This is a genomic window from Nocardia sp. XZ_19_385, from assembly GCF_015355755.1.
In the GTDB taxonomy this organism is placed as follows: Bacteria; Actinomycetota; Actinomycetes; order Mycobacteriales; family Mycobacteriaceae; genus Nocardia.
The window spans coordinates 145,235-165,574 of the sequence record NZ_JACVEE010000004.1 but is presented as its reverse complement, the minus strand read 5'-3'; the positions used below and the strand labels follow the sequence as shown (position 1 = coordinate 165,574).

Annotated in this window: 18 protein-coding genes and 1 pseudogene; 7 read left to right on the top strand and 12 right to left on the bottom strand. The window is 68.6% G+C overall.

Annotated elements, in window-relative coordinates; genetic code table 11:
* Positions 1 to 174: 174 nt before the first annotated feature.
* From IBX22_RS29680 to IBX22_RS29665, 4 genes are all read left to right on the top strand, one after another.
* A complete protein-coding gene (locus IBX22_RS29680) occupies positions 175 to 885 on the top strand; it encodes an ESX secretion-associated protein EspG (protein ID WP_194819068.1) in 711 nt (236 codons plus the stop codon).
* Positions 886 to 957: 72 nt separating this feature from the next.
* Positions 958 to 1,332 (top strand): hypothetical protein, encoded by a 375-nt coding sequence (locus IBX22_RS29675; protein WP_194819067.1) that lies wholly within the window; start codon positions 958 to 960, stop codon positions 1,330 to 1,332.
* Positions 1,329 to 2,519: a hypothetical protein gene (locus IBX22_RS29670; protein WP_194819066.1), complete on the top strand. Its 1,191-nt coding sequence runs from the start codon at positions 1,329 to 1,331 to the stop codon at positions 2,517 to 2,519. The genes IBX22_RS29675 and IBX22_RS29670 overlap by 4 nt, the downstream gene beginning before the upstream one ends.
* Before the next feature lie 80 nt (positions 2,520 to 2,599).
* The gene (locus IBX22_RS29665) at positions 2,600 to 2,884 is read left to right on the top strand and encodes a hypothetical protein (protein ID WP_228539748.1); all 285 of its coding nucleotides are present in this window, start codon (positions 2,600 to 2,602) and stop codon (positions 2,882 to 2,884) included.
* Between the two features lie 7 nt (positions 2,885 to 2,891).
* On the opposite strand, the gene proB is transcribed toward IBX22_RS29665, so the two are convergent.
* The 4 genes from proB to rplU all read right to left on the bottom strand — a co-directional run bounded on the left by proB (position 2,892) and on the right by rplU (position 6,261).
* The gene (gene proB / locus IBX22_RS29660; protein ID WP_194819503.1) at positions 2,892 to 3,992 is read right to left on the bottom strand and encodes a glutamate 5-kinase; all 1,101 of its coding nucleotides are present in this window, start codon (positions 3,990 to 3,992) and stop codon (positions 2,892 to 2,894) included.
* Between the two features lie 74 nt (positions 3,993 to 4,066).
* A complete protein-coding gene (gene obgE / locus IBX22_RS29655) occupies positions 4,067 to 5,545 on the bottom strand; it encodes a GTPase ObgE (protein WP_194819064.1) in 1,479 nt (492 codons plus the stop codon).
* Between the two features lie 115 nt (positions 5,546 to 5,660).
* A complete protein-coding gene (rpmA, locus tag IBX22_RS29650; protein ID WP_194819063.1) occupies positions 5,661 to 5,927 on the bottom strand; it encodes a 50S ribosomal protein L27 in 267 nt (88 codons plus the stop codon).
* Positions 5,928 to 5,949: 22 nt separating this feature from the next.
* Positions 5,950 to 6,261, bottom strand: a complete 312-nt coding sequence (rplU, locus tag IBX22_RS29645; protein ID WP_194819062.1) for a 50S ribosomal protein L21 — start codon at positions 6,259 to 6,261, stop codon at positions 5,950 to 5,952.
* Between the two features lie 798 nt (positions 6,262 to 7,059).
* Between rplU and IBX22_RS38595 the strand changes: the two genes are divergently transcribed.
* A complete protein-coding gene (locus tag IBX22_RS38595) occupies positions 7,060 to 7,254 on the top strand; it encodes an MYXO-CTERM sorting domain-containing protein (protein ID WP_375540302.1) in 195 nt (64 codons plus the stop codon).
* Between the two features lie 8 nt (positions 7,255 to 7,262).
* Here the strand turns inward: IBX22_RS38595 and IBX22_RS29640 are convergent.
* The 6 genes and pseudogenes from IBX22_RS29640 to IBX22_RS29615 form a co-directional block, all read right to left on the bottom strand.
* Positions 7,263 to 9,620, bottom strand: a pseudogene (locus IBX22_RS29640) (translation initiation factor IF-2 N-terminal domain-containing protein); the annotation flags it as partial.
* Positions 9,621 to 10,069: 449 nt separating this feature from the next.
* Positions 10,070 to 10,486, bottom strand: coding sequence for a nucleoside-diphosphate kinase (ndk, locus tag IBX22_RS29635; protein WP_194819060.1), 417 nt, complete (start codon positions 10,484 to 10,486; stop codon positions 10,070 to 10,072).
* Between the two features lie 22 nt (positions 10,487 to 10,508).
* The gene (locus IBX22_RS29630) at positions 10,509 to 10,913 is read right to left on the bottom strand and encodes a DUF4233 domain-containing protein (protein ID WP_309234840.1); all 405 of its coding nucleotides are present in this window, start codon (positions 10,911 to 10,913) and stop codon (positions 10,509 to 10,511) included.
* An 11-nt stretch (positions 10,914 to 10,924) separates the two neighbouring features.
* A complete protein-coding gene (locus tag IBX22_RS29625) occupies positions 10,925 to 12,298 on the bottom strand; it encodes a folylpolyglutamate synthase/dihydrofolate synthase family protein (protein ID WP_228539836.1) in 1,374 nt (457 codons plus the stop codon).
* Between the two features lie 131 nt (positions 12,299 to 12,429).
* Complete coding sequence (locus tag IBX22_RS29620) at positions 12,430 to 15,102, bottom strand: valine--tRNA ligase (protein ID WP_194819059.1); 2,673 nt, start codon at positions 15,100 to 15,102, stop codon at positions 12,430 to 12,432.
* Between the two features lie 172 nt (positions 15,103 to 15,274).
* Complete coding sequence (locus IBX22_RS29615) at positions 15,275 to 16,213, bottom strand: NAD(P)/FAD-dependent oxidoreductase (RefSeq protein WP_194819058.1); 939 nt, start codon at positions 16,211 to 16,213, stop codon at positions 15,275 to 15,277.
* A gap of 139 nt (positions 16,214 to 16,352) precedes the next feature.
* On the opposite strand from IBX22_RS29615, the gene IBX22_RS29610 reads away from it, so the two are divergent.
* Positions 16,353 to 16,946 carry a helix-turn-helix domain-containing protein gene (locus IBX22_RS29610; RefSeq protein ID WP_194819057.1) on the top strand — a complete coding sequence of 198 codons (594 nt, stop codon included), beginning with the start codon at positions 16,353 to 16,355 and terminating at the stop codon, positions 16,944 to 16,946.
* A gap of 129 nt (positions 16,947 to 17,075) precedes the next feature.
* Entirely contained in the window at positions 17,076 to 17,786 is a 711-nt protein-coding gene (locus IBX22_RS29605) for an AAA family ATPase (RefSeq protein WP_309234839.1), read from the top strand.
* 6 nt (positions 17,787 to 17,792) lie between these two features.
* Here IBX22_RS29605 and IBX22_RS29600 read toward each other — a convergent pair whose 3' ends face one another.
* The gene (locus IBX22_RS29600) at positions 17,793 to 18,740 is read right to left on the bottom strand and encodes a YegS/Rv2252/BmrU family lipid kinase (RefSeq protein WP_194819056.1); all 948 of its coding nucleotides are present in this window, start codon (positions 18,738 to 18,740) and stop codon (positions 17,793 to 17,795) included.
* Complete coding sequence (locus tag IBX22_RS29595) at positions 18,740 to 20,314, bottom strand: FAD-binding oxidoreductase (RefSeq protein ID WP_194819499.1); 1,575 nt, start codon at positions 20,312 to 20,314, stop codon at positions 18,740 to 18,742. Before IBX22_RS29595 ends, IBX22_RS29600 begins: the two co-directional genes overlap by 1 nt.
* Positions 20,315 to 20,340 lie beyond the last annotated feature (26 nt).

Here is a 20,340-nt window from a genome sequence, read left to right as displayed (position 1 = left end):
GGCGGAGTAGGGCACTCGACCAGTGCAACGAGGAAGCTCACACGCAACCGAGCGAAACCGAGGGGTTGTGTTTTGGTATATCCGATAATTCCCCGCGACGTTAGCGCGCGATCTCTGCGGGGGCACCCGTTATGCTGCCAGCAGTCATGCGGGTTTGTGAGGAGTGATTCAGGCGTGGGTTGGATCTTCACTCCGGACGAGTTCGCCCACCTGTGGCGCGAAACCGAACTGGATCGTCATCCCTACCCTTTGCGCATCCTGGAAACGCCGCGCACCGAGGACGCGGCGCACAAGCTGCGGCTACAACTCGCGGAGCGATTACCACTGGGCAGTGATCCCGACCTGACCGCGTGCCTGCGGATCCTCGCCGCACCGCACACCCGGATCGTGGCCATCGGCGGCGCACACACCCCCGGCAGCGAACTGCGGCTACTCGCGTGCGTGGTCTACGACCGTGCGGTGCTCGCCGTGCAGGAACCCGGGATGCGACCGGATTTCGGTGGGCGCGTGAACATTTCGATCGGGCGCAGCGACAAACTCGGCGCCCGGATCGCGGCGTTGCTGCCCAAGGCCCCGGCCGGGCGGGAGCCCTCCCGCGCCGCCGCCGCCGAAGCCGTGCGGGACGCCGAAGCCGTCACGCCGCAACCCGGGGCGACCCCGATCCGCAGGCTGCTGCTCAAACCCCATACCGCCGAAGGACATATCCGCATCGAGGCCCGGCTGGACCGCTCCGACCCCACGCCGCCCGTCCACTACACCTGGATCGATGTGCAGGGCGACGGGCGCTACCTCATCAAAGCCGGTGCCACGGTGCACATCGTCCCGGCCTCCGCCGACCAGCTCGCGAGCCAACTACAGAAACGCATTCCCAGCCAAAAACGTTGACTTGTCGTTGCTTGGCTAACACCCCGTGCTTGCGGTTAGTCTGGGTCGGACCGAGAGTTAGCAGGGGTGCGTATGACGATCGAGACCAGCCGAGCCGATATCGCCACGTTCCAGCAGCAGGCCCAAGCCGGCACCATGAAGTTCGACCCGGCGGCGGCCCGGCGCTGCGCGGAGATGTATCAGCACGAAGCCGATCGCCTGATCCACCTCAAGCGCCGCCTCGAAGCCATCGCCGAGCTGCACGGTTTCGGCGGTTTCGACTCCGCCCGCGAACTACAGGCCGGTTTCGGCGCCAAGGCGCGTGACGCCGCCGAACTACTCGACAACTACATCGAGGCCGCCTACGCCATGCAGGCCGCGTTCCTGACCAGCGCCGGGCTCTACGAAGAGGCCGACGCCGCCAACGCCGCCGCCATGCGCGCCCTGGAAGCGAGCGTAAGGGCATGACCGGAAACGACCCGAACTACATCACCTCGATGGAACATTTCGAGTCGATGACCCACGAGCAGATCTACGCCGGCACGCAGCAGATCAACGCCGCCGAAATCCTGCGCGCCTCGGTCACCTGGCTGGAAGCCGCAGGCACACTGGCCACTTCGTTCCCGCTCACCCGCGCCAGCACCGACCGCGTCATGAACTCCATGGCCTGGGAGGGCGCCGCCGCCGACGCCGCCTACGCCAGCACCCGCAGCTTCGCCGCCTCCGTCGACGAACTCAGCGCCATCATGGGCCAGGTCGGCGCCCTCCTCGGCGGCCTCGCCGCCGCCGCGGAAGCCGTCAAACTCGCCGTCGTCCCGCCCGGCGATACCGGGCCGGTCGGCGCCATCGCCAAACTCCTCGAAGCGGCCAACGTCATCAGCGCCCAAATGGCCCAGGAGGCCCTCCGCCAAGAGGCCGTCCTCGCCATGAACATGATCTACAAACCGGCCTACGGCCTGGCCGGCAACGGCGTCCCCGCGCTCCCGGAACCCCCGGTGATCCCGGGCATGCAGGATCAGCCCATCGTCACCCCCTCGGAACCGGAATACGTTCCACCGCAGCAGCTTCCACCGTCGGACACCATCCCGGAAACGCCGGGACCGGACAACCCGCAGCCGACACCGGAAATCCCGTCGACGCCGGAACCGACACCGGAGATCCCGTCGACGCCCGAGCCGACACCGGAACCCGCACCGTCCACCCCGGAGCCGACCCCCTCGACGCCGGAACCGACACCGCCTGCCACTCCGGAACCCACAGCGCCCTCCACTCCGGAACCGACGCCACCGTCCACTCCGCAGCCGGATCCAGACCCGGCGCCGACCACCCCGGAACCAGCACCGGCGCCTCCCCCGAGCACCCCGGAACCAACTCCGGCGCCACCCCCGAGCACCCCGGAACCAACTCCGGCGCCACCCCCAGAACCGTCGACCCCAGCTCCTCCCGCACCAACGGCAGAACAAACACCCCCGCCAACCGAGCAGGCCCCACCTGCCACCCCCGAACCGCAACCGGGCCCGCCGAATCAGATCCCCGACGCCGGCCAGCCTCCTACTCTCCCCGACCCAGGCGGCCAGCCCGGCGTAACCGGTCCCATCCCCGAAGACCCCAACCAGCCCACCCCCACGGCCAACCAGCCCGGCCTCTTCCCCTAGCCATGACGAACTGATCGCGGCTGATGTCCTCAGACATGACCGGAGCGGTTCCGCTTGTCCGCGAGGTTTTTCCGGACCTCGTGACAGAGCTGGCCGCGCTGTTGGCGGCGGAGGGAGAGCCCGAACTCGCTGGCAGCGCATGGGATTTGCGGCTGGTAGGCGAGTGCGGATGCGACACCGAGGAATGTCAAAGCTTCCGGACCGAGGAGCATCCAGCCGGACAGCCCTATGGTCCCGGCCATCGCACCATCAGCCTGTCGCCGGAGCAGGGCATGCTGACTCTCGATGTGGTCGACGAGCGGATCATGTACGTCGAGGTGCTCGACCGGGCACCGATGCGGGATATCCGCAGCCGGAAACCCTGAACTCGACTCAGATACCGACCAGGTCGTCGGCGTGAATTACCGCGCGGCGCATGGTTTCTGGGAGATCAGTCGTGGAGCGGCCGAGCATCGTCGATAGTTCGGTGCTGTCGTATTCGACGACACCGCGGGCCACGACGCGGTCATCGGAGGCGATGAGGTCGACGACGTCACCGCCGGAGAATTGGCCGCGAATAGCTGTGATGCCCGCGGCCAGCAGGGAGCGGCGGCGTTCGGCTATGGCCTGCACCGCACCGTCGTCCAGGACCAGCGCGCCGCGGCTGTCGGCGGCGTGCCGGACCCAGAACTTGCGGGCGGACAGGCGGACCGGGCGGGCGGCGAAGGCCGTGCCCACGGTGCCCGCCGTCAGGGCGACATCCGCTTCGGACGCCGCGGCCAAGAGGACCGGGACACCGGCGTCGGCGGCCAGGCGCGCGGCGGAAAGTTTCGAGGCCATGCCGCCGGTGCCCAAAGCTCCACCGCTACCGGCGATTACGCCGTCGAGGTCGGCGCTACCGCGCACCTCGGGGATGAAGTTCGCGGCGCCCTTGCGCGGGTCGCCGTCGTAGAGACCTTCGACATCGGAGAGCAGGACCAGGGCGTCCGCGCCAACCAGATGCGCGACCAAGGCGGCCAGCCGGTCGTTGTCACCGAAACGGATCTCTTCGGTTGCGACAGTGTCGTTTTCGTTCACCACCGCGACCGCGCCGAGCGAGCGCAGCCGATCCAGAGTGCGCTGGGCGTTGCGGTGGTGTTCCCGGCGGGAGAAGTCGTCGGCGACGAGCAGGACCTGACCGACCGTGCGGCCGTAGCGGGCGAAGGAGGTGCCCCAGGCGTGCGCCAGCGCCAGCTGGCCGACACTGGCCGCTGCCTGCTTGGTCGCCAGATCCCTTGGGCGGCTGGCCAATCCGAGCGGCGCGAGACCCGCGCCGATGGCGCCCGAGGACACCACGACCACGTCGGAGCCCGCGCGCATGCGGGCCTCCACCGCGTCGGCCAGCCGATCCAGGCGCTCGGTGTCCAGCCCGCCTTGCAGACTGGTCAGCGCCGACGAACCGATCTTCACCACGACACTGCGCGCGGTCGCGATCGCCTGCCGCGCCTCGCTCAGGCCGCCCGGTGAGACAGCTGCCGAGAACTTCGGATTCACCTGCGTCACAACAGAACTCCTACAACGCGAACCGACTACTTCTTGGTGTCCTGCTTGATTTCGTTGCCGTCCTCGTCCACCAGGCCACGCCGCACCCGCGAGGCGTGCTTGCGTTCGGCGGCGCTGATCCGGTCGTCCTGCTCGAGCCGCAGGTCGGTGCCACGACCGGTGGGCACCATATCGACACCCGCCGAGATCGCCGGCTCCCACTCGAAGGTGACATCGCCGATGGTGACCGGCGCGCCCGGCTTGGCGCCCTTCTTGACCAGTGCTTCCTCGACTCCGAGGCGAGCCAGCCGGTCGGCCAGGTAGCCCACGGCCTCGTCGTTGTCGAACTGTGTCTGCTTGACCCACCGCTCGGGCTGTACGCCGCGCACGATGAAGCCGCCTTCCTCGTCCGGATCGAGGATGACGCTGAAACCGGTCGCGTCGGTGGCGATCGGACGGATCACCGGACGCTTCGGCGCCGCCTTCGGATGCGCCTCGCGGTACTGGAGCACCATCTCGGCGAGCGCGAAGGTCAACGGCCGCAAACCCTGGTGCGTCACCGCGGAGATCTCGAACACCGGCCAGCCACGGGCCGTGAATTCGGGGGCGACCATCTCGGCCAGCTCTTTGGCGTCGGGCACGTCGGTCTTGTTGAGGATGACCACCCGCGGCCGGTCGGCCAGATCGCCGAGGCCGGTGTCGGCGGACAGCTCCGGCTTGTAGGCGGCCAGCTCGGCTTCCAGCGCATCGACATCGGAGACCGGATCGCGACCCGGCTCCAGCGTCGCGCAGTCGACGACGTGCGCGAGCACCGCGCAGCGTTCCAGATGACGCAGGAAGTCCAGACCCAGGCCGCGACCATCGCTGGCACCCGGAATCAGACCGGGCACGTCGGCGATGACGAAGGTGGTGTCACCGCTGGAGACCACGCCGAGGTTCGGCACCAGCGTGGTGAACGGATAGTCGGCGATCTTCGGCTTGGCCGCCGACAGCACCGACACGAGCGAGGATTTACCCGCGGACGGGAAGCCGACCAGCCCGACATCGGCGAGCGATTTCAGCTCGAGGACCACATCGCCCTCGTCGCCGTCCTCGCCCAGCAGCGCGAAACCGGGAGCCTTGCGCGCCTTGGAGGCAAGCGACGCGTTGCCCAAGCCGCCACGACCGCCACGAGCTGCGATGTACTGGTTGCCCGCACCGACCAGATCGGCGAGTACCTCACCATCACGGCCGACCACGACGGTGCCGTCGGGCACCTTCAGCACCAGCGGTTCGCCGCGCTTGCCGTCTTTGTTGCTGCCCTCACCGGGCTTGCCGTTGCCCGCCTTGGCATGCGGGTGGAAGTGGAAGTCCAGCAGCGTGTGCACGTTGGGATCGACCTCGAGGATCACATCCCCACCGTTGCCACCATTGCCACCGTCCGGCCCGCCGAGCGGCATGAACTTCTCCCGGCGGACGGAGGAACACCCGTGCCCGCCCTTGCCCGCACTGACATGAAGCACGACACGGTCGATGAATTTGGACATACGCCGAATCATCCTCCTTCTGGCTGAGCGTCCCGGACGGGACAGGCTGGGTGGAAACGCAAAAGCGGGTCAGGGCTTAACCCTGACCCGCTTTTAAAGCTTGGAACGGCGCGGCTCAGGCCTGCACCGGCTCCGGGGTAACGATGTTGACGGTCTTGCGGCCACGCTTGGTGCCGAACTCGACCGCGCCCGCCGCGAGGGCGAACAGGGTGTCGTCGCCGCCACGACCGACGTTAACGCCGGGGTGGAAGTGGGTGCCACGCTGACGGACCAGGATCTCGCCGGCGTTGACCTTCTGGCCGCCGAACCGCTTGACGCCGAGGCGCTGGGCGTTCGAATCGCGACCGTTCCGGGAGCTGGATGCGCCCTTCTTGTGTGCCATAGCTGATTCTCCTCGGGATGTCTTACTTGATGCCGGTGACCTTGATGACCGTCAGCGGCTGACGGTGACCCTGGCGCTTGTGGTAGCCGGTCTTGTTCTTGAACTTGTGGATACGGATCTTCGGGCCCTTGGTGTGCTCGACGACCTCAGCGGCCACAGAGACCTTGGCCAGCTTGTCCGCGTCGGTGGTCAGGTCGGATCCGTCGACGACGAGAACCGGGGACAGCGCCACGGCGGTGCCGGGCTTGCCCTCGATCTTCTCCACCTTCACCAGGTCACCGACCGCGACCTTGTACTGCTTTCCGCCGGTCTTGACGATCGCGTACGTTGCCATCGGGTCGGCTTCCTCCACTCGAATTATGTCTACTCGTGCTTGTGCACGTCGCAGGGTGCGACGCACGCAATTTCTTGGCTGGTTGCTGCAAGGGGCGCGGTGTATGTCAAGTCTCGCGACTGCACGCGCATCACCAGGCAGCGACCGAGTTAGATTACCAGACCCAGGGTGCGGGACCCAATTCGCGGGTCCCGCAGCCATCTGGCAACCGTCGATCAGTCCTCGACGGGCGGACCCGCCGGGCGTCCGACCGCCCGCCGCCGCGGCTTGCGCTGCAGCAGCTCCTCAGGAACCGGTTCAGCCGCGAAGTCGACCACAGGTGCTGCGGGCTCCTCCGCGCTGGACAGCACGAACACCGCGCCCGCACTGTCGGCCGCCGGGGCAGCGGCCGAACGGGCCACTCGCCGCCTGCGGGCCGGCCGGGTAGCCGGGGCCTCCGGCACACCGTTGGCAACCGCACGCTCGGCAGCAGGCTGCTCGGGCTCGGCGGCCGGTTCAGGTTCGGCGATGGCCGCCGCGACCGGTTCGGCGACAGTCACTTTCGCCACCGGCTCGGGCGCCTCGTCCACCGGACCGGGCTCGTCGGCCGCGATCTCCTCGGCGAGCGTCGGCTCGGCGGCTGGCTGAGCAGCCCGTTCGGAACGTGCCCGGCGCCGTCCCCGGCCGACCCGCACCACCTCGTCGGCGGCGTCTTCCTCGGGCACGGCCACGGCAGGCTGGTCGGCCGCCGCGTCCTCGCCCGTGGCCGGCACGGTTTCGTCCGACTGCGCCTCGTCGTGCTCATCGTGATGCGCGGCCATGGCCAGCGCCACCGGGTGGGCCCGCCGGACCGCGATCTGCTCGGTCGATTCGACTTCTTCCTCCACCGGCGCGGTGCTGGCAGCAGCCGGCGCGGCAGGCGCGGTCTTGTCCCGGCCCCGGCGGCGGCGCCCGCCCGCTTCCTTGCGGCCCGCGCTGTCCTCGGACGAGGAAGACGACGGCTCCACCGGATAGTTGTGCACCACGAGGCCGCGACCGTGGCAGTGCTCACAGGTCGTGGAGAACGCTTCCACCAGGCCGGTGCCCAGCTTCTTCCGCGTCATCTGGACCAGGCCCAACGAGGTCACCTCGGACACCTGGTGGCGGGTGCGATCCCGGCCCAGCGCCTCGGTGAGCCGGCGCAGCACCAGATCCCGGTTGGATTCGAGGACCATGTCGATGAAGTCGACGACGATCATGCCGCCGATATCGCGCAGCCGCATCTGGCGCACGATCTCCTCGGCCGCCTCCAGATTGTTGCGGGTGACCGTCTCCTCCAGGTTGGAGCCGCCGGCACCGGTGAACTTGCCGGTGTTGACGTCGACGACGGTCATCGCCTCGGTGCGGTCGATGACCAGGGTGCCGCCCGAGGGCAGCCACACCTTGCGATCCAGGGCCTTGGCCAGCTGCTCGTCGATGCGGAAGGCCTCGAAGACATCCACACCGTTGTTGTCGTGCCGCTGCACGCGGTCGAGCATGTCCGGGGCGACGGTGCGGACGTAGTTCTCCACCGTCGTCCAGGACCGTTCGCCCTCGATGACCAGGCGGGAGAAGTCCTCGTTGAACAGGTCACGCACGACCTTGACCAGGAGATCGGGCTCCTCGTACAGGGTCTTGGTGCCGCCGCTCTTGTCGGTCGCGGCCTTCTCGATGGTGCGCCAGGTGGCCTGCAGCCGCTCCACGTCGCGCGCCAGCTCGTCCTCGGCCACGCCCTCGGACGCGGTGCGGATGATGACGCCGGCGTCGGCGGGCACGATGTCGCGCAGGATCTCCTTGAGCCGCTTGCGCTCGGTGTCGGGCAGCTTGCGGCTGATACCGGTCGACGTGCCGCCCGGCACGTACACCAGGAAGCGACCGGCCAGGCTGATCTGGGTGGTCAGGCGAGCGCCCTTGTGACCCACCGGGTCCTTAGACACCTGCACCAGCACCTGATCGCCGGGCTTGAGCGCCTGCTCGATCTTGCGTTCCTTGCCACCGAGTCCGGCGAGATCCCAGTTCACCTCACCGGCGTAGAGCACGCCGTTGCGGCCACGGCCGATGTCGATGAACGCCGCCTCCATGGAGGGCAGCACGTTCTGCACCCGGCCGAGGTAGATATTGCCCACCATCGACGCGGAACCGGTGTTGGTGACGAAGTGCTCGACCAGGATGTCGTCTTCGAGGACGGCGACCTGGGTGGTGATCGGATGCTCGGAGCTGCCGACACCGGCGAAGTCCTTCTCGCGCACCACCATCACCCGGTCCACCGCTTCGCGGCGGGCCAGGAACTCCGACTCGGTCAGAATCGGCGGACGACGGCGACCGGCTTCGCGGCCGTCGCGGCGGCGCTGACGCTTGGCCTCGAGCCGGGTAGACCCGGAGATGCCCTGCACCTCGTCGACATTGCCGGCGCGGGTGCGGCTCTTGTTCCGCGGTTCGCGCTCGTGCACGACGGTGTTCGGCGGATCGTCCTCGGCGGCCGGGTTCTCGTCGCCCTCGCCACCGACCTTGCGGCGGCGCCGACGCCGGCGGCGACGGGTCGAGCCATCGCTGTTCGACTCATCGTCGTCGCCGTCATTGTCGGCGTCGCTGTTGTCGGCGGCGTCGGTGTTGTCGGCGGACTCGGCGGCGGTGTTCTCGTCGTCGGAGTCGTTGTCGTCGCCCTCGTTCTCGCCGTGCTGCTCACCGCGGCCACGACCGCGGCCACGACGGCCCCGGCGACGACGGCGCGGCTGATCCCCGTCACCGGACTCGTCGGTGCTGTCCGACTCGTCCTCGGCGCTGATGTCCTCGACCTCGTCGACCTCGGCGGGCGGCTCCTCGACGCGGCGTTCCTTCTCCTCGGAACGACGCGACCGGCGCTGCTTGCGCACCTGCTCGACCGCCGAAGCGTCCGGCGGCAGGAACAGCGGCATGGCCACCGCGCCACCGGCCTCGAATACCACCGGCTCGGCGACGTGCGGTTCTTCCCGCACGGGATGGGTGAACAGCTGCACCGACGGCTGGTGGGCGGGCTCGGTGGAGCCACTGCCCGGGTGATGCTCACCGTGCTGCGATTCGGGCGCGGAGAACAGCGACGCCGGCTGCGCGCTGGGCGCGGCTTCGACGGGGGCTGCTTCAGGTTTGGTGTCGGGAGCTGGGGTGTCGGTCTCGGGTTCGGCGAGCGCGTCGCGCACGGACTCCGCGACGGCCCGGTCGACGTTCGACTGCGCACTGCGCGCGTCGGAACCCAACTCGGTGAGTTTGGCCAGGATGCGTTTGCTCGTCACTCCCAGCCGTTTGGCAAGTGCATGAACTCGGATTCGCTCCGGCAATTGATCGGCATCCTGTGATGTTGTTTCCAGCGGCTCTTGATCGGCCACGAAGTCTCCTCGGGCCCCCGGGCGCGTCCCTCCCGGTATGGAGTAACGCGGCCGACGCGGGGGCACTGTCCGTTCACCTCACACCGGTGGTGCGAGGTCTTATGGTCTCGCCCCGCGTGTCCGGTTACCGCCAACGGTTCTCGTCGGTCGGGCTCACGGTGCACGCGGCGCCTGGCTGTTGGCTGAACTCCGCGGGGTGAGCGTCCATCCAGCATGCCGACGCGAATACCCCCGCCCCAACCGGGCGTGGACATCCGTGGCAGCGATGATCGTCATCGAACCGCGGTGTCATCCGGTTACCCGGCTCCGATAATTCGCGTACCTGCGCGAATAGTCGGCGCCTGTGGCAACCACTGCCAGTATCCCACACCGACCCCCGCAGGCTCGCCATCGGCGCAGTGTTATTACACCGATGGCGACCGTTCAGCGCACTCGACGTGCGGGCGGAATCAGGCCGGGAAGGCCGGGAACCAGAGGGCGATCTCGCGCTTGGCGGATTCGGGGGAATCGGAGCCGTGCACCAGGTTGTACTGGGTTTCCAGGCCGAAGTCGCCGCGGATGCTGCCGGGCACGGCCTTCTCGACGGGATCGGTGCCGCCGGCGATCTGACGGAAAGCGGGGATGGCGCGCGGGCCCTCCAGGATGGCCGCGACCACCGGGCCGGACGTGATGAACTCGATCAGCGAGCCGAAAAACGGCTTCTCGGCGTGTTCGGCGTAATGCGCCTTGGCTACCTCGTCGGACACGTTCTTCTGCTCGAGCGCCACGATCTTGAGGCCCTTGCGCTCGATACGGGCGAGGATCTCACCGGTCAAGCCGCGCGAAACGCCGTCCGGCTTGATGAGTACCAACGTCTGTTCAGTCACGGCCACAGCATAGAGGGGCCGTTCAGCGCTGGATGCGCTGGCTCGGCAGCAAACCCGCTTCCATGCGGCGGCGGACGTCGTTGCGCAGGATCAGGATGAAGCCCCACACCACCGCGAACACCACGCCGATGACGCCGATGGACGGGTGGAAGAACACCCCGAGCAGGACCAGCACCTGCAATCCCAGGTTGTACGGCAGTGCCCAGGACCGGCGCTGCAGGCCCGCGCCGAGGATCATCAGCAGCGCCAGCACCACGCAGTAGGTGCCCGAGATCCACGTCACCCCGCCGCCAACCGCGCCCAGCACGGGCAGGGCCAGCAGCACCACGATGGCTTCGAGGATCAGCGTGCCCGCCATGACACCGCGGAAGCCCTTCCACGGGTCCGTCGCGGGGGCGGGCACCGTGTTCTCGTCAGCTTCAGTCACTGCCAACACCTTTACGCTGGGTTTTTTCCGAACAGGGAGCGGGCCGCGCCCGCGGTGACGACCGAACCGGTCACCACGACGCCGGCGCCGGAGACCATCTCCCCCGTGTCGCCTGCTTCTTCGGCGAGGGCGATGGCGGTTTCCAGGGCGTCGGGCAGGGTGTCGGCGGTGACGACGCGTTCGTCGCCGAACCGCTGCACCGCGAGGTTCGCGAGGCTGTCGACGTCGAGGGCGCGCGGCGAGCCGTTGGTGGTGACCACGATCTCGTCGAACACCGGCTCCAGCGCTTCCAGGATGCCCGCGGCGTCCTTGTCCGCGAGCACCGCGACGACGCCGACCAGCTTGCGGAAGTCGAACTCCGAGGTGAGCGTGGCGGCGAGCGCCTTGGCGCCGTGCGGGTTGTGCGCGGCGTCGATGAAGATGGTCGGCGCGCTGCGCATGCGTTCCATCCGGCCCGGGCTGGCGACACCGGCGAATCCCGCTCGTACCGCGTCGATGTCGAGCTGCCGGTCCTTGCCCGCGCCGAAGAACGCCTCGACCGCGGCGAGCGCGAGCGCGGCATTGCGCGCCTGGTGCTCGCCGTGCAGCGGCAGGAAGATCTCGTCGTAGACACCGCCGAGACCCTGCAGTTCGAGTTGCTGTCCGCCGACCGCGATCTGGCGGGCCTGCACCCGGAACTCCGCGCCCTCGCGGGCAACGGCCGCGTCGACCTCGACGGCACGGCGCAGCAGCACCTCCATCGCCTCCGGCTCCTGCTCGGCGATCACCGCGACGGTGTCGCGCGGGACCAGCAGGTCGTCCGGGGCGCGCTTGATGATGCCCGCCTTCTCACCGGCGATGCTGGTGAGGTCGGGGCCGAGGTAGTCGGTGTGGTCCAGCCCGATCGGGGTGATCACCGCGACCTGACCGTCGATCACATTGGTGGCGTCCCAGGTGCCGCCCAGGCCGGTCTCCACCACCGCGACATCGACCGGGGCTTCGGCGAAGGCCGCGAAGGCCATGCCGGTGAGCACCTCGAACTTGCTCATCTTGGGGCCGCCCGCATCCGCGGACTGCTTGTCGATCATCTCGATGTAGGGCTGGAGTTCCCGGAAGATCTCGACGTACCGGGCCGGGGTGATCGGCGCGTTGTCGATGCTGATCCGCTCGGTCGCCAGTTGCAGATGCGGGCTGACGATGCGACCGGTGCGCCGGTGCAGCGCCGTCAGCAGGGCGTCGATCATCCGGGTGACGGAGGTCTTGCCGTTGGTGCCCGCGATGTGGATGGCCGGGTAGCTCTGCTGCGGCGAGCCGAGCAGATCCATCAGGGTCGCGATGCGGGTGAGCGACGGCTCGATCTTGGTTTCCGGCCAGCGCTGGTCGAGTTCGGCTTCCACCAGCGCCATTTCGGCCAGATCCACCGGCGAGGGGCCAGCGCTCAGCTGGGTCTCGGCCTCCTGGCCGGAGGTCCCCGCAGGAAACTGGCGTTCCGGTTCCGGGTTGTCGCCGTCGTCGAAATCGAAAACCTCGCCGCCGGTCATTTGCCCACCAGCTCGGTCAGGCGGGTCTTGATCCGGTCGACCTCGGCGGCGGCGACGTCGCGCCGGCCCTTGATCTTGTCGACGACGTTCTCCGGCGCCTTGGCCAGGAATGCCTCGTTGCCGAGTTTGGCGGTGGTCTGCGCCAGTTCTTTCTCGGCGGCGCCCAGGTCCTTCTCCAGACGGCGGCGTTCGGCGTCGAGGTCGATGGAGCCGGAGGTGTCGAGTTCGACGGTCACGGTGCCGGTGCTGAGGCGGACCTCCAGCGACGCGATGGCCGAGAAGTCCTCGCCCGGTTCGGTCAGGCGGGCGAGGTTGGCCACCGACGCCTGCTGTGCGGCCAGGTCCGCGACGTCCAAGCCGATCAGCTTGGCCGACACCTTCTGCTTGTCGGCCAGGCCCTGATCGCTGCGGAAGCGGCGGATCTCGGTGATCAGGCGCTGGGTATCGGCGATGCGGCGATCGGACACCGCGTCGGCGGGCACTCCGGAAACCGTGGGCCAGGCGGCGATCACGATGGAATCGCCACCGGTGAGCACCTGCCACAGCGATTCGGTGACGAACGGGATCGCCGGATGCAGCAGGCGCAGCAGCGAATCCAGCACGTTGCCGAGCACAATGCGGGTACTGGCGGCGCGCTCTTCGGACCCGGTGAACTGCACCTTGGCCAATTCCAGGTACCAGTCACACAATTCGTCCCACGCGAAGTGGTACAGGCCTTCGAACGCCTTGTTGAACTCGTAGCGGTCCAGCGTCGAATCCGTTTCCGCGACAACCTCGTCCAGGCGGTCGAGGATCCAGCGGTCGGCGTCGGTGAGCGTCTCGCGGGCGGGCAGCGCACCCGGCTCGGCGCCGTTCATGAGCGCGAACTTGGTGGCGTTGAACAGCTTGGTGATGAAGCTGCGGGAGGCCGTCACGTGCGGGGTGCCGACGGAGAGGTCACCGCCCGGCTGCGCACCGCGGGCCAGAGTGAATCGCGTTGCGTCCGCGCCATATTCGGTGATCCAGTCCAGCGGGTCGATGCCGTTGCCGCGCGACTTGGACATCTTCTTGCCGAACTGGTCGCGAATCAGGCCGTGCAGGAACACATCCTGGAACGGCACCTGCTTCTCCGCCTTGCCCGCGGTCAGGGCCGGGTCGTCGGAGACGTACATGCCGAACATCATCATCCGCGCCACCCAGAAGAACAGGATGTCGTAACCGGTGACGAGAACGCTTGTGGGATAGAACTTCTGCAGTTCGGGGGTGGATTCGGGCCAGCCCATGGTGGAGAACGGCCAGAGGCCCGAGGAGAACCAGGTGTCGAGGACGTCGTGGTCCTGCACGAAGCCTTCCGGCGCTTGCTCGTCCGGACCGACGCAGACGATCTCGCCCTCGGGGCCGTACCAGATCGGGATGCGGTGACCCCACCACAGCTGACGCGAGATGCACCAGTCGTGCATGTTGTCGACCCACTCGAACCAGCGGGGTTCCTGGCTGGTGGGGTGAATCTTCACGTCCCCGTTGCGGACCGCGTCACCGGCGGCCTTGGCGAGGGTTTCGACCTTCACCCACCACTGCATGGACAGGCGCGGTTCGATGGGTTCGCCGGAGCGCTCGGAGTGGCCGACGCTGTGCACGTAGGGGTGCTTGCGCGCGACCACACGGCCCTCGGATTCCAGCCGCAGGCGGATCTTCTCGCGCGCCTCGAACCGGTCCATGCCGTCGAATTCGGTTCCGCTACCGGCGATCTTGCCGGTCTCGTCCATGATCGTCGGCATCGGCAGGTTGTGCCGCAGGCCGAGTTCGAAGTCGTTGGGGTCGTGCGCGGGGGTGATCTTCACCGCGCCGGAACCGAATTCGGGGTCGACGTAGTCGTCGGCGACGATCGGGATCTGACGGCCGGTGATCGGGTGGTACATGGTGGTGCCGATGAGCGCCTGGTAGCGCTCGTCGTCGGGGTGCACCGCCACCGCGGTGTCACCGAGCATGGTCTCGACCCGGGTGGTGGCGACGATCACATGCGGCTCATCGTCGTTGAGCGAGCCGTACCGCAGCGAGACGAGCTCGCCCTCGACGTCCTTGTAGTCGACCTCGAGATCGGAGATACCGGTCTCGAGCACCGGCGACCAGTTCACCAGGCGCTCGGCGCGGTAGATCAGGCCCGCGTCGTAGAGGCGCTTGAACATGGTCTGCACGGCACGCGAGAGACCCTCGTCCATCGTGAACCGGTCACGGCTCCAGTCCACGCCGTCGCCCAGGTGGCGCATCTGCCACTGGATCTGGCCGCCGGACTCGCGCTTCCAGTCCCAGACCTTGTCGATGAACAGCTCGCGGCCGAAGTCTTCCTTGGTCTTGCCGTCGACGGCGAGCTGCTTCTCCACCACGGACTGGGTCGCGATGCCCGCGTGGTCCATGCCCGGCAGCCACAGCACCTCATAGCCCTGCATGCGCTTGCGGCGCGAGAGGGTGTCCATGATCGTGTGGTCGAGAGCGTGGCCCATGTGCAGGCTGCCGGTGACATTCGGCGGCGGCAGCACGATGGAGTACGGCGGCTTGCCGCTGGCCGGGTCGGCGGCGAAATATCCAGCGGCTACCCAGCGCTCGTACATCCCGCTCTCTACCTGGCTGGGGTCCCAGCTCTTGGGGAGGAGGTCGGCACGATTCGGCTTATCAGAGGCTGCGCTGGTCACCCAGGCATTCTAGTAGTCGGCGCGGGAGCACATTGCCCGCGCCCGCCCCCGGGCGCGTTCGGCGGACATACAGAAGGCGAAGTCTTCGGTGGATGAGGGACACCGAAGACTTCGCCTACGACACCGAGCTTACCGGCGATCCGAGGTCCGGCCCCGAATCCATAAGTAATTCTCAGATTCTCGCCGCGACGAGAATCCGGGTGTCCTCCTCCACCAGATCGCCGTTGAGCACCCCGGCGGCAGCCGAGCCCGCACCCGCGGCGACGATCACCTGGGCACTCGGGTCGACGACGTTGCCCGCCGCCGAGACGCCGGGCACACTCGTGCGCCCGTAGCGGTCGGCGATCACCCAGCCGTTCTCGTCGAAGTCGCAGCCGAGTTCCCGCAGTAGTCCGGCATTGGGAACGAAGGCCGGAGTGACGAAGATCGCGGCCCGCGGGATCGCGCGGCCGTCGGCCAACTCGACTCCGCGCAGCTTGTCGTCCACGACCAGGCGCGCCACCTCGCCCTCGATGACGCGCACGCCCCGGGCGTCGAGCCGGATGCGGTCGTCCTCCGACAGCGCCAGGCCGTTCGCGAACAAGATCACATCGGCCGACCACTGCGGCACCAGCAGCGCGACGTGCACGGCCCGGGCCAGGGCGCCCGGGTCGGTGCCACCGAGGACGGCGATCGGCTGATCCCGGACCTCGTAACCGTGGCAGTACGGGCAGTGCAGTACGTCCAGGCCCCACCGCTCGCGGACGCCCGGCACCTCCGGTAGTTCGTCGCGCAGTCCGGTGGCGACCAGCACGCGGCGGGTCCGGAGCACCCGGCCACTGGCCAGCCGGATGGCGAATCCGCCAGCGCCGGTAACGGTTTCGGCACCGATCGCCTCATCGTCGAGCAGCTCTCCGCCATACCCGGCCACCTCCGCGGCGCCGGCCGCCAGCAGCTCGGTGGGCGGCATTCCGTCCCGGGACAGGAATCCGTGCATGTGCTGAGCGGGCGCGTTGCGCGGCGGGCCGCCGCGCACCACCGCCACCCGCCGCCGGGACCTGGTCAGCACCAGAGCCGCCGACAGTCCGGCCGCGCCGCCACCGACGATCACCACGTCATATGTTTCGTTCATTCGACGATCACCTCCGGAAACCAGGCTGCCGCCGATATGCGGTCCCGGCAACATTCGTTGCTATTTTCGGGAAATGCCGAGCGTCCCGGTAACGGCAACAAAGGTTGCCGATCTCGGGATATAGGTGTGCACTGGAGTGATGCAGAATCAGCCTGGAATCGCCGGCACGCTGGCGGGCATCGGACCCCGGCTCAAGGCGCTGCGCACCCACCGTGACATCACGCTGACCGCGCTGGCCGAGACGACGGGGATCTCCAAGAGCACCCTGTCGCGCCTGGAGTCGGGGCAGCGCAAGGCCAGTCTGGAGCTGCTGCTGCCGGTCGCGATGGCGTTGCAGGTGCCGCTGGACGAGCTGGTGGCGGCACCCAAGATCGCCGACCCCCGGGTGCATCCGACCGTGCGCAAGGTCAACGGCACCACGGTCCTGCCGCTGACCAAACAGCCCGGTCCGCTGCAGGCCTACAAGATGATCATTCCGACGGATCGCAGCGAGCCGGATCCGCGGGTGCACGAGGGCCATGAGTGGCTCTATGTGCTGTCGGGGCAGCTGCGGCTTATCCTGGCCGAGCACGATCTCGTCCTCGGTCCCGGCGAAACCGCGGAATTCGATACCCGCCAACCACATTGGTTCGGCAGCGCCGGACGCGGGCCGGTCGAGATCCTCAGTCTGTTCGGCAGTCAAGGTGAACGCATGCATGTGCGGGCCCGGCCGAAGAGCAAAACGCAGTCGTGACGGCGTCCACACCGTCGGAGTAAACCGGCTGGTCGGACCGCTGATCGGGTGTCCTTCGGGGCAAATCCGGTGGAAAATCAGGGTTTTCCCGGTTGCCGAATCGTGGCGGACTGGTGAACGCTAGGAGGGGTGAACCCCCCGCTCGACGCTCTACCGGTGCACTCCACGGAGTCGCACTACCCCGACCCCGGGTACCGAACCGCGTCTTTGCGCGCCCTGACCCCGGACGCGATCCACGACTTGCGCAGCGCCGCGATCGACGAATTGCGTTACCCCGCAACCTCGGCGTTGATCTTCGCGGGTGTCCCCGGAGCGGGCAAGAGCACGGCGCTGCGGATGTTCTTCGGTGCGACCGCGGAGCTGGAAGAGCCGCCGCGGGGTCCGGCGGGTTCCATCGTGCTCGACTCCCAGCACACGCGGAATCGGTTGCGGCACAAGCTCGGCTGGCTCCCCTATCCGCTGTGGCGGCCGGTGGTCCACGTGGCGCACTACGCGGGAATCCGGGCGGCGCTGCGGGACGCGCGCGGGCCGGTCGTGATCCACGACTGCGCCACCTTCGGCTGGGCGCGGCGCCTGATCGCGCACTGGTCCGTGCGCTACGGCCGTGAACTACACCTGATCATGCTCGACGTGCCGCCGACGGTCGCCCGAGCGGGGCAGTACGCGCGCGGGCGCAGGGTCAACGGATTCTTCTTCACGCTGCACTGCCGCCGCTGGGCGCGGCTCACCGACCGGATGACCGCCGACGAGCCGCGGTCCCCCGTCCGATCGTCCAGCTCTGCCGTTCTCGTCGATCGCGGCACCATCAATCACCTCGATCGCGTCGCGTTCGACCGCTGACCGGAGTCAGGGCACCAGCACCGTCAACGCGGCCGGAACCGCGCGCAGCGTGATCGGGAGCGTGCCCGCCGGCTCGCCGTCCGCCGTCGCCGGTGCGCCCGCGGCCGTCAAAGTGACTGCCGCGACCCGATATTGGGTGACCGCCGGGTGGTCGATGCGCTTGCCCGCCGACAGGGCCGGGAGCAGTTTGAGCATTTCCCGTCGCGGCACCGCACCGACGACGGTGATGTCGAGCAGACCGTCGTCGGGTTCAGCGTCGGGGCAGATCAGCATGCCGCCGCCGTAGGTGCGGGTGTTGCCGACAGCGACCATGACCGCGTCGGTCTCGATGACGGTGTCGCCCGCCGGATTGTCGAGGGCGCCGGGTGCGACGCCGGACAGTTCGATCCGGTAGGGCACCGAGAGCCCGCCCGCCAGTTCGGCCACCGCCGCGAAGGTGTAGCGCAGCGGGCCTTTGGGCCAGCGCATCTCGTTGGCGCGCAAGGTCACTCGCGCGTCGAAACCGGTGCCGGTGATGGTCGCGAACCACATCGGTGCGGCGCCGGGCGCTTCGATGCGGCCGAGATCCAGGACGCGGGTGCGGCCCGCAACCGCCACGTCCGCGGCGGCCTCCGGGTCGTCGGTGGGGACGCCGAGGGCCCGGGCCAGGTCGTTGCCGGTGCCGCTGGGCACCAGGCCGAGCGGAACACCGGTCTGCGCAACGGCTTCCAGCATGACGTTCATCAAACCGTCGCCGCCGACGCAGATGACCGCGTCCGGCCGGATCGCTCCGGAGAGTGAATCCCGCACCAGGCGCACGGATTCCGCCGCCGAGGGGGCGCGGATCTCGGTGACCTCGACGCCGCGTTCGGCGAGCCGGGCGATGGCGGCGGTCGCGACGTCGTGACCTTTGCCCAGCCCGGAGAGCCGATTGGTGACGACGAGAGCCGAGGACAGGGGTGACGCCGTTGTCATCAGATCAGTTTTCCAGGATTGAGGATGCCCGCGGGATCCAATTCCTTTTTCACGGCCCGCAATACGCGCACGCCGAGGTCGCCGACTTCGCTCGGGATCCACTGGCGATGGTCGGTGCCGACCGCGTGATGGTGGGTGATGGTGCCGCCGGCTGCCATGATCGCGTCGCCCGCCGCCTGTTTGGCGATGCCCCACTGGGCAATCGGGTCTTCGAGCTGTTTGGCGACGACGGTGAAGTACAGCGAGGCGCCGGTCGGGTAGGTGTGCGAGATGTGGCACATGACCAGCGCCGGGGTGCCCTGCGCGGTGAGCGAATCCGTCAGTGCCGCAGTCACCTTCGCCTTGAGCTCGGCCAGGTTCGACCAGGTGGTCGCGGTCTCCAGGGTTTCGCACAGCACGCCGACATCGAGCAGGGCATCGCGCATGTACGGGGCCTTGAAGCGGCCGTGCTCCCATTCCTGAGCAGGCTTGTCGCCCAGCGCGGCCCCACCCGCCGCGGTGAGCAGGGCGTGCGCCTCCGCCGAGCGTGCCGCGACGTGCGCTTCGGTTCCTTCGAAGGTGGTGATGGCCAGGCAGCCCGTGACGGCGTTGCCGCCGACATCCCCGGAGCGGGCCAGGTTCAGGCCGGTCTCCGCCTCGTCGGACAACCGCAGCACGGTCGGTGCGGCGCCGGCCTGCACAACGGTGCGCAGCGCGGCGGCGCCGGTGGCGAAGTCGGGGAACGACCAGGCTTGGTAGGCAATGGTTTCCGGCTTCGGATGCACCCGCAGCGTTACCTCCGTGATCACGCCGAGCGTGCCCTCGGAGCCGACGAACAGTTCGCGCAGATCCGGTCCGGCGGCCGAGGCCGGGGCGCGGCCCAACTCCAAAGTCCCCATGGGCGTAGCGACTTTCAGCCGCTGGACCATATCGTCGAAGCGGCCGTAGCCGGCCGAGGCCTGCCCGGAGGACCGGGTGGCCGCGAAACCGCCGATGCTGGCGAATTCGAAACTCTGCGGGAAGTGTCCGATCGAAAGACCGTGCGCGCCGAGCAGTTCCTCCGCCTGCGGGCCGGTGAGCCCGGCGCCGAGGGTGGCCGTGCCGCTCACCGGATCGATCTCCGACACCGCGGCCAGCCGCCGCAAGTCCAAGGCGATCACGGTGGCGAAGCGACCGCGCACCGGGTCGACGCCGCCGACCACGCTGGTGCCGCCGCCGAACGGGACAACCGCGACCTCATGGCTCGCGCAGTACTCCAGGACCGCGAGGACCTGCTCGTGATCGGCTGGGAAGACCACCGCGTCGGGGGCGTCCTGCGGACCGTCGACGCGGCGTCGCAGCAGATCGGGGGTGCTCTTGCCGCCCGCGCGCAACAGGCGATCGTGATGGTCGGCCGACACATTGGCCGCGCCGACCACCGCGACCAACCCGCTCCGCTGCGCCGGCGTCAGGGCCGACTCACGGAGGGGCACGTCGCCCTCATCGCGGCGCGCTACCGGGCTACCGGACACTCCGAACACCTGCGCCAGCAGGCCCCGGATCTGCGCCGAAAGTGGCTGCTGTCCGGCCGGAATACCCCAGGCGTCCCACACCATACTCGCTGCTTCTGCCGCCCCGCCGG

Coding starts and splice junctions, on each gene's coding strand:
- IBX22_RS29675 (WP_194819067.1), top strand. CDS start 958: ATGACGATCGAGACCAGCCGAGCCGATATCGCCACGTTCCAGCAGCAG.
- IBX22_RS29670 (WP_194819066.1), top strand. CDS start 1,329: ATGACCGGAAACGACCCGAACTACATCACCTCGATGGAACATTTCGAG.
- obgE (WP_194819064.1), bottom strand. CDS start 5,545: ATGTCCAAATTCATCGACCGTGTCGTGCTTCATGTCAGTGCGGGCAAG.
- rpmA (WP_194819063.1), bottom strand. CDS start 5,927: ATGGCACACAAGAAGGGCGCATCCAGCTCCCGGAACGGTCGCGATTCG.
- rplU (WP_194819062.1), bottom strand. CDS start 6,261: ATGGCAACGTACGCGATCGTCAAGACCGGCGGAAAGCAGTACAAGGTC.
- IBX22_RS38595 (WP_375540302.1), top strand. CDS start 7,060: ATGGCCAGCGCCACCGGGTGGGCCCGCCGGACCGCGATCTGCTCGGTC.
- IBX22_RS29625 (WP_228539836.1), bottom strand. CDS start 12,298: ATGGCGCTGGTGGAAGCCGAACTCGACCAGCGCTGGCCGGAAACCAAG.
- IBX22_RS29615 (WP_194819058.1), bottom strand. CDS start 16,213: ATGAACGAAACATATGACGTGGTGATCGTCGGTGGCGGCGCGGCCGGA.
- IBX22_RS29610 (WP_194819057.1), top strand. CDS start 16,353: ATGCAGAATCAGCCTGGAATCGCCGGCACGCTGGCGGGCATCGGACCC.
- IBX22_RS29600 (WP_194819056.1), bottom strand. CDS start 18,740: ATGACAACGGCGTCACCCCTGTCCTCGGCTCTCGTCGTCACCAATCGG.
- IBX22_RS29595 (WP_194819499.1), bottom strand. CDS start 20,314: ATGGTGTGGGACGCCTGGGGTATTCCGGCCGGACAGCAGCCACTTTCG.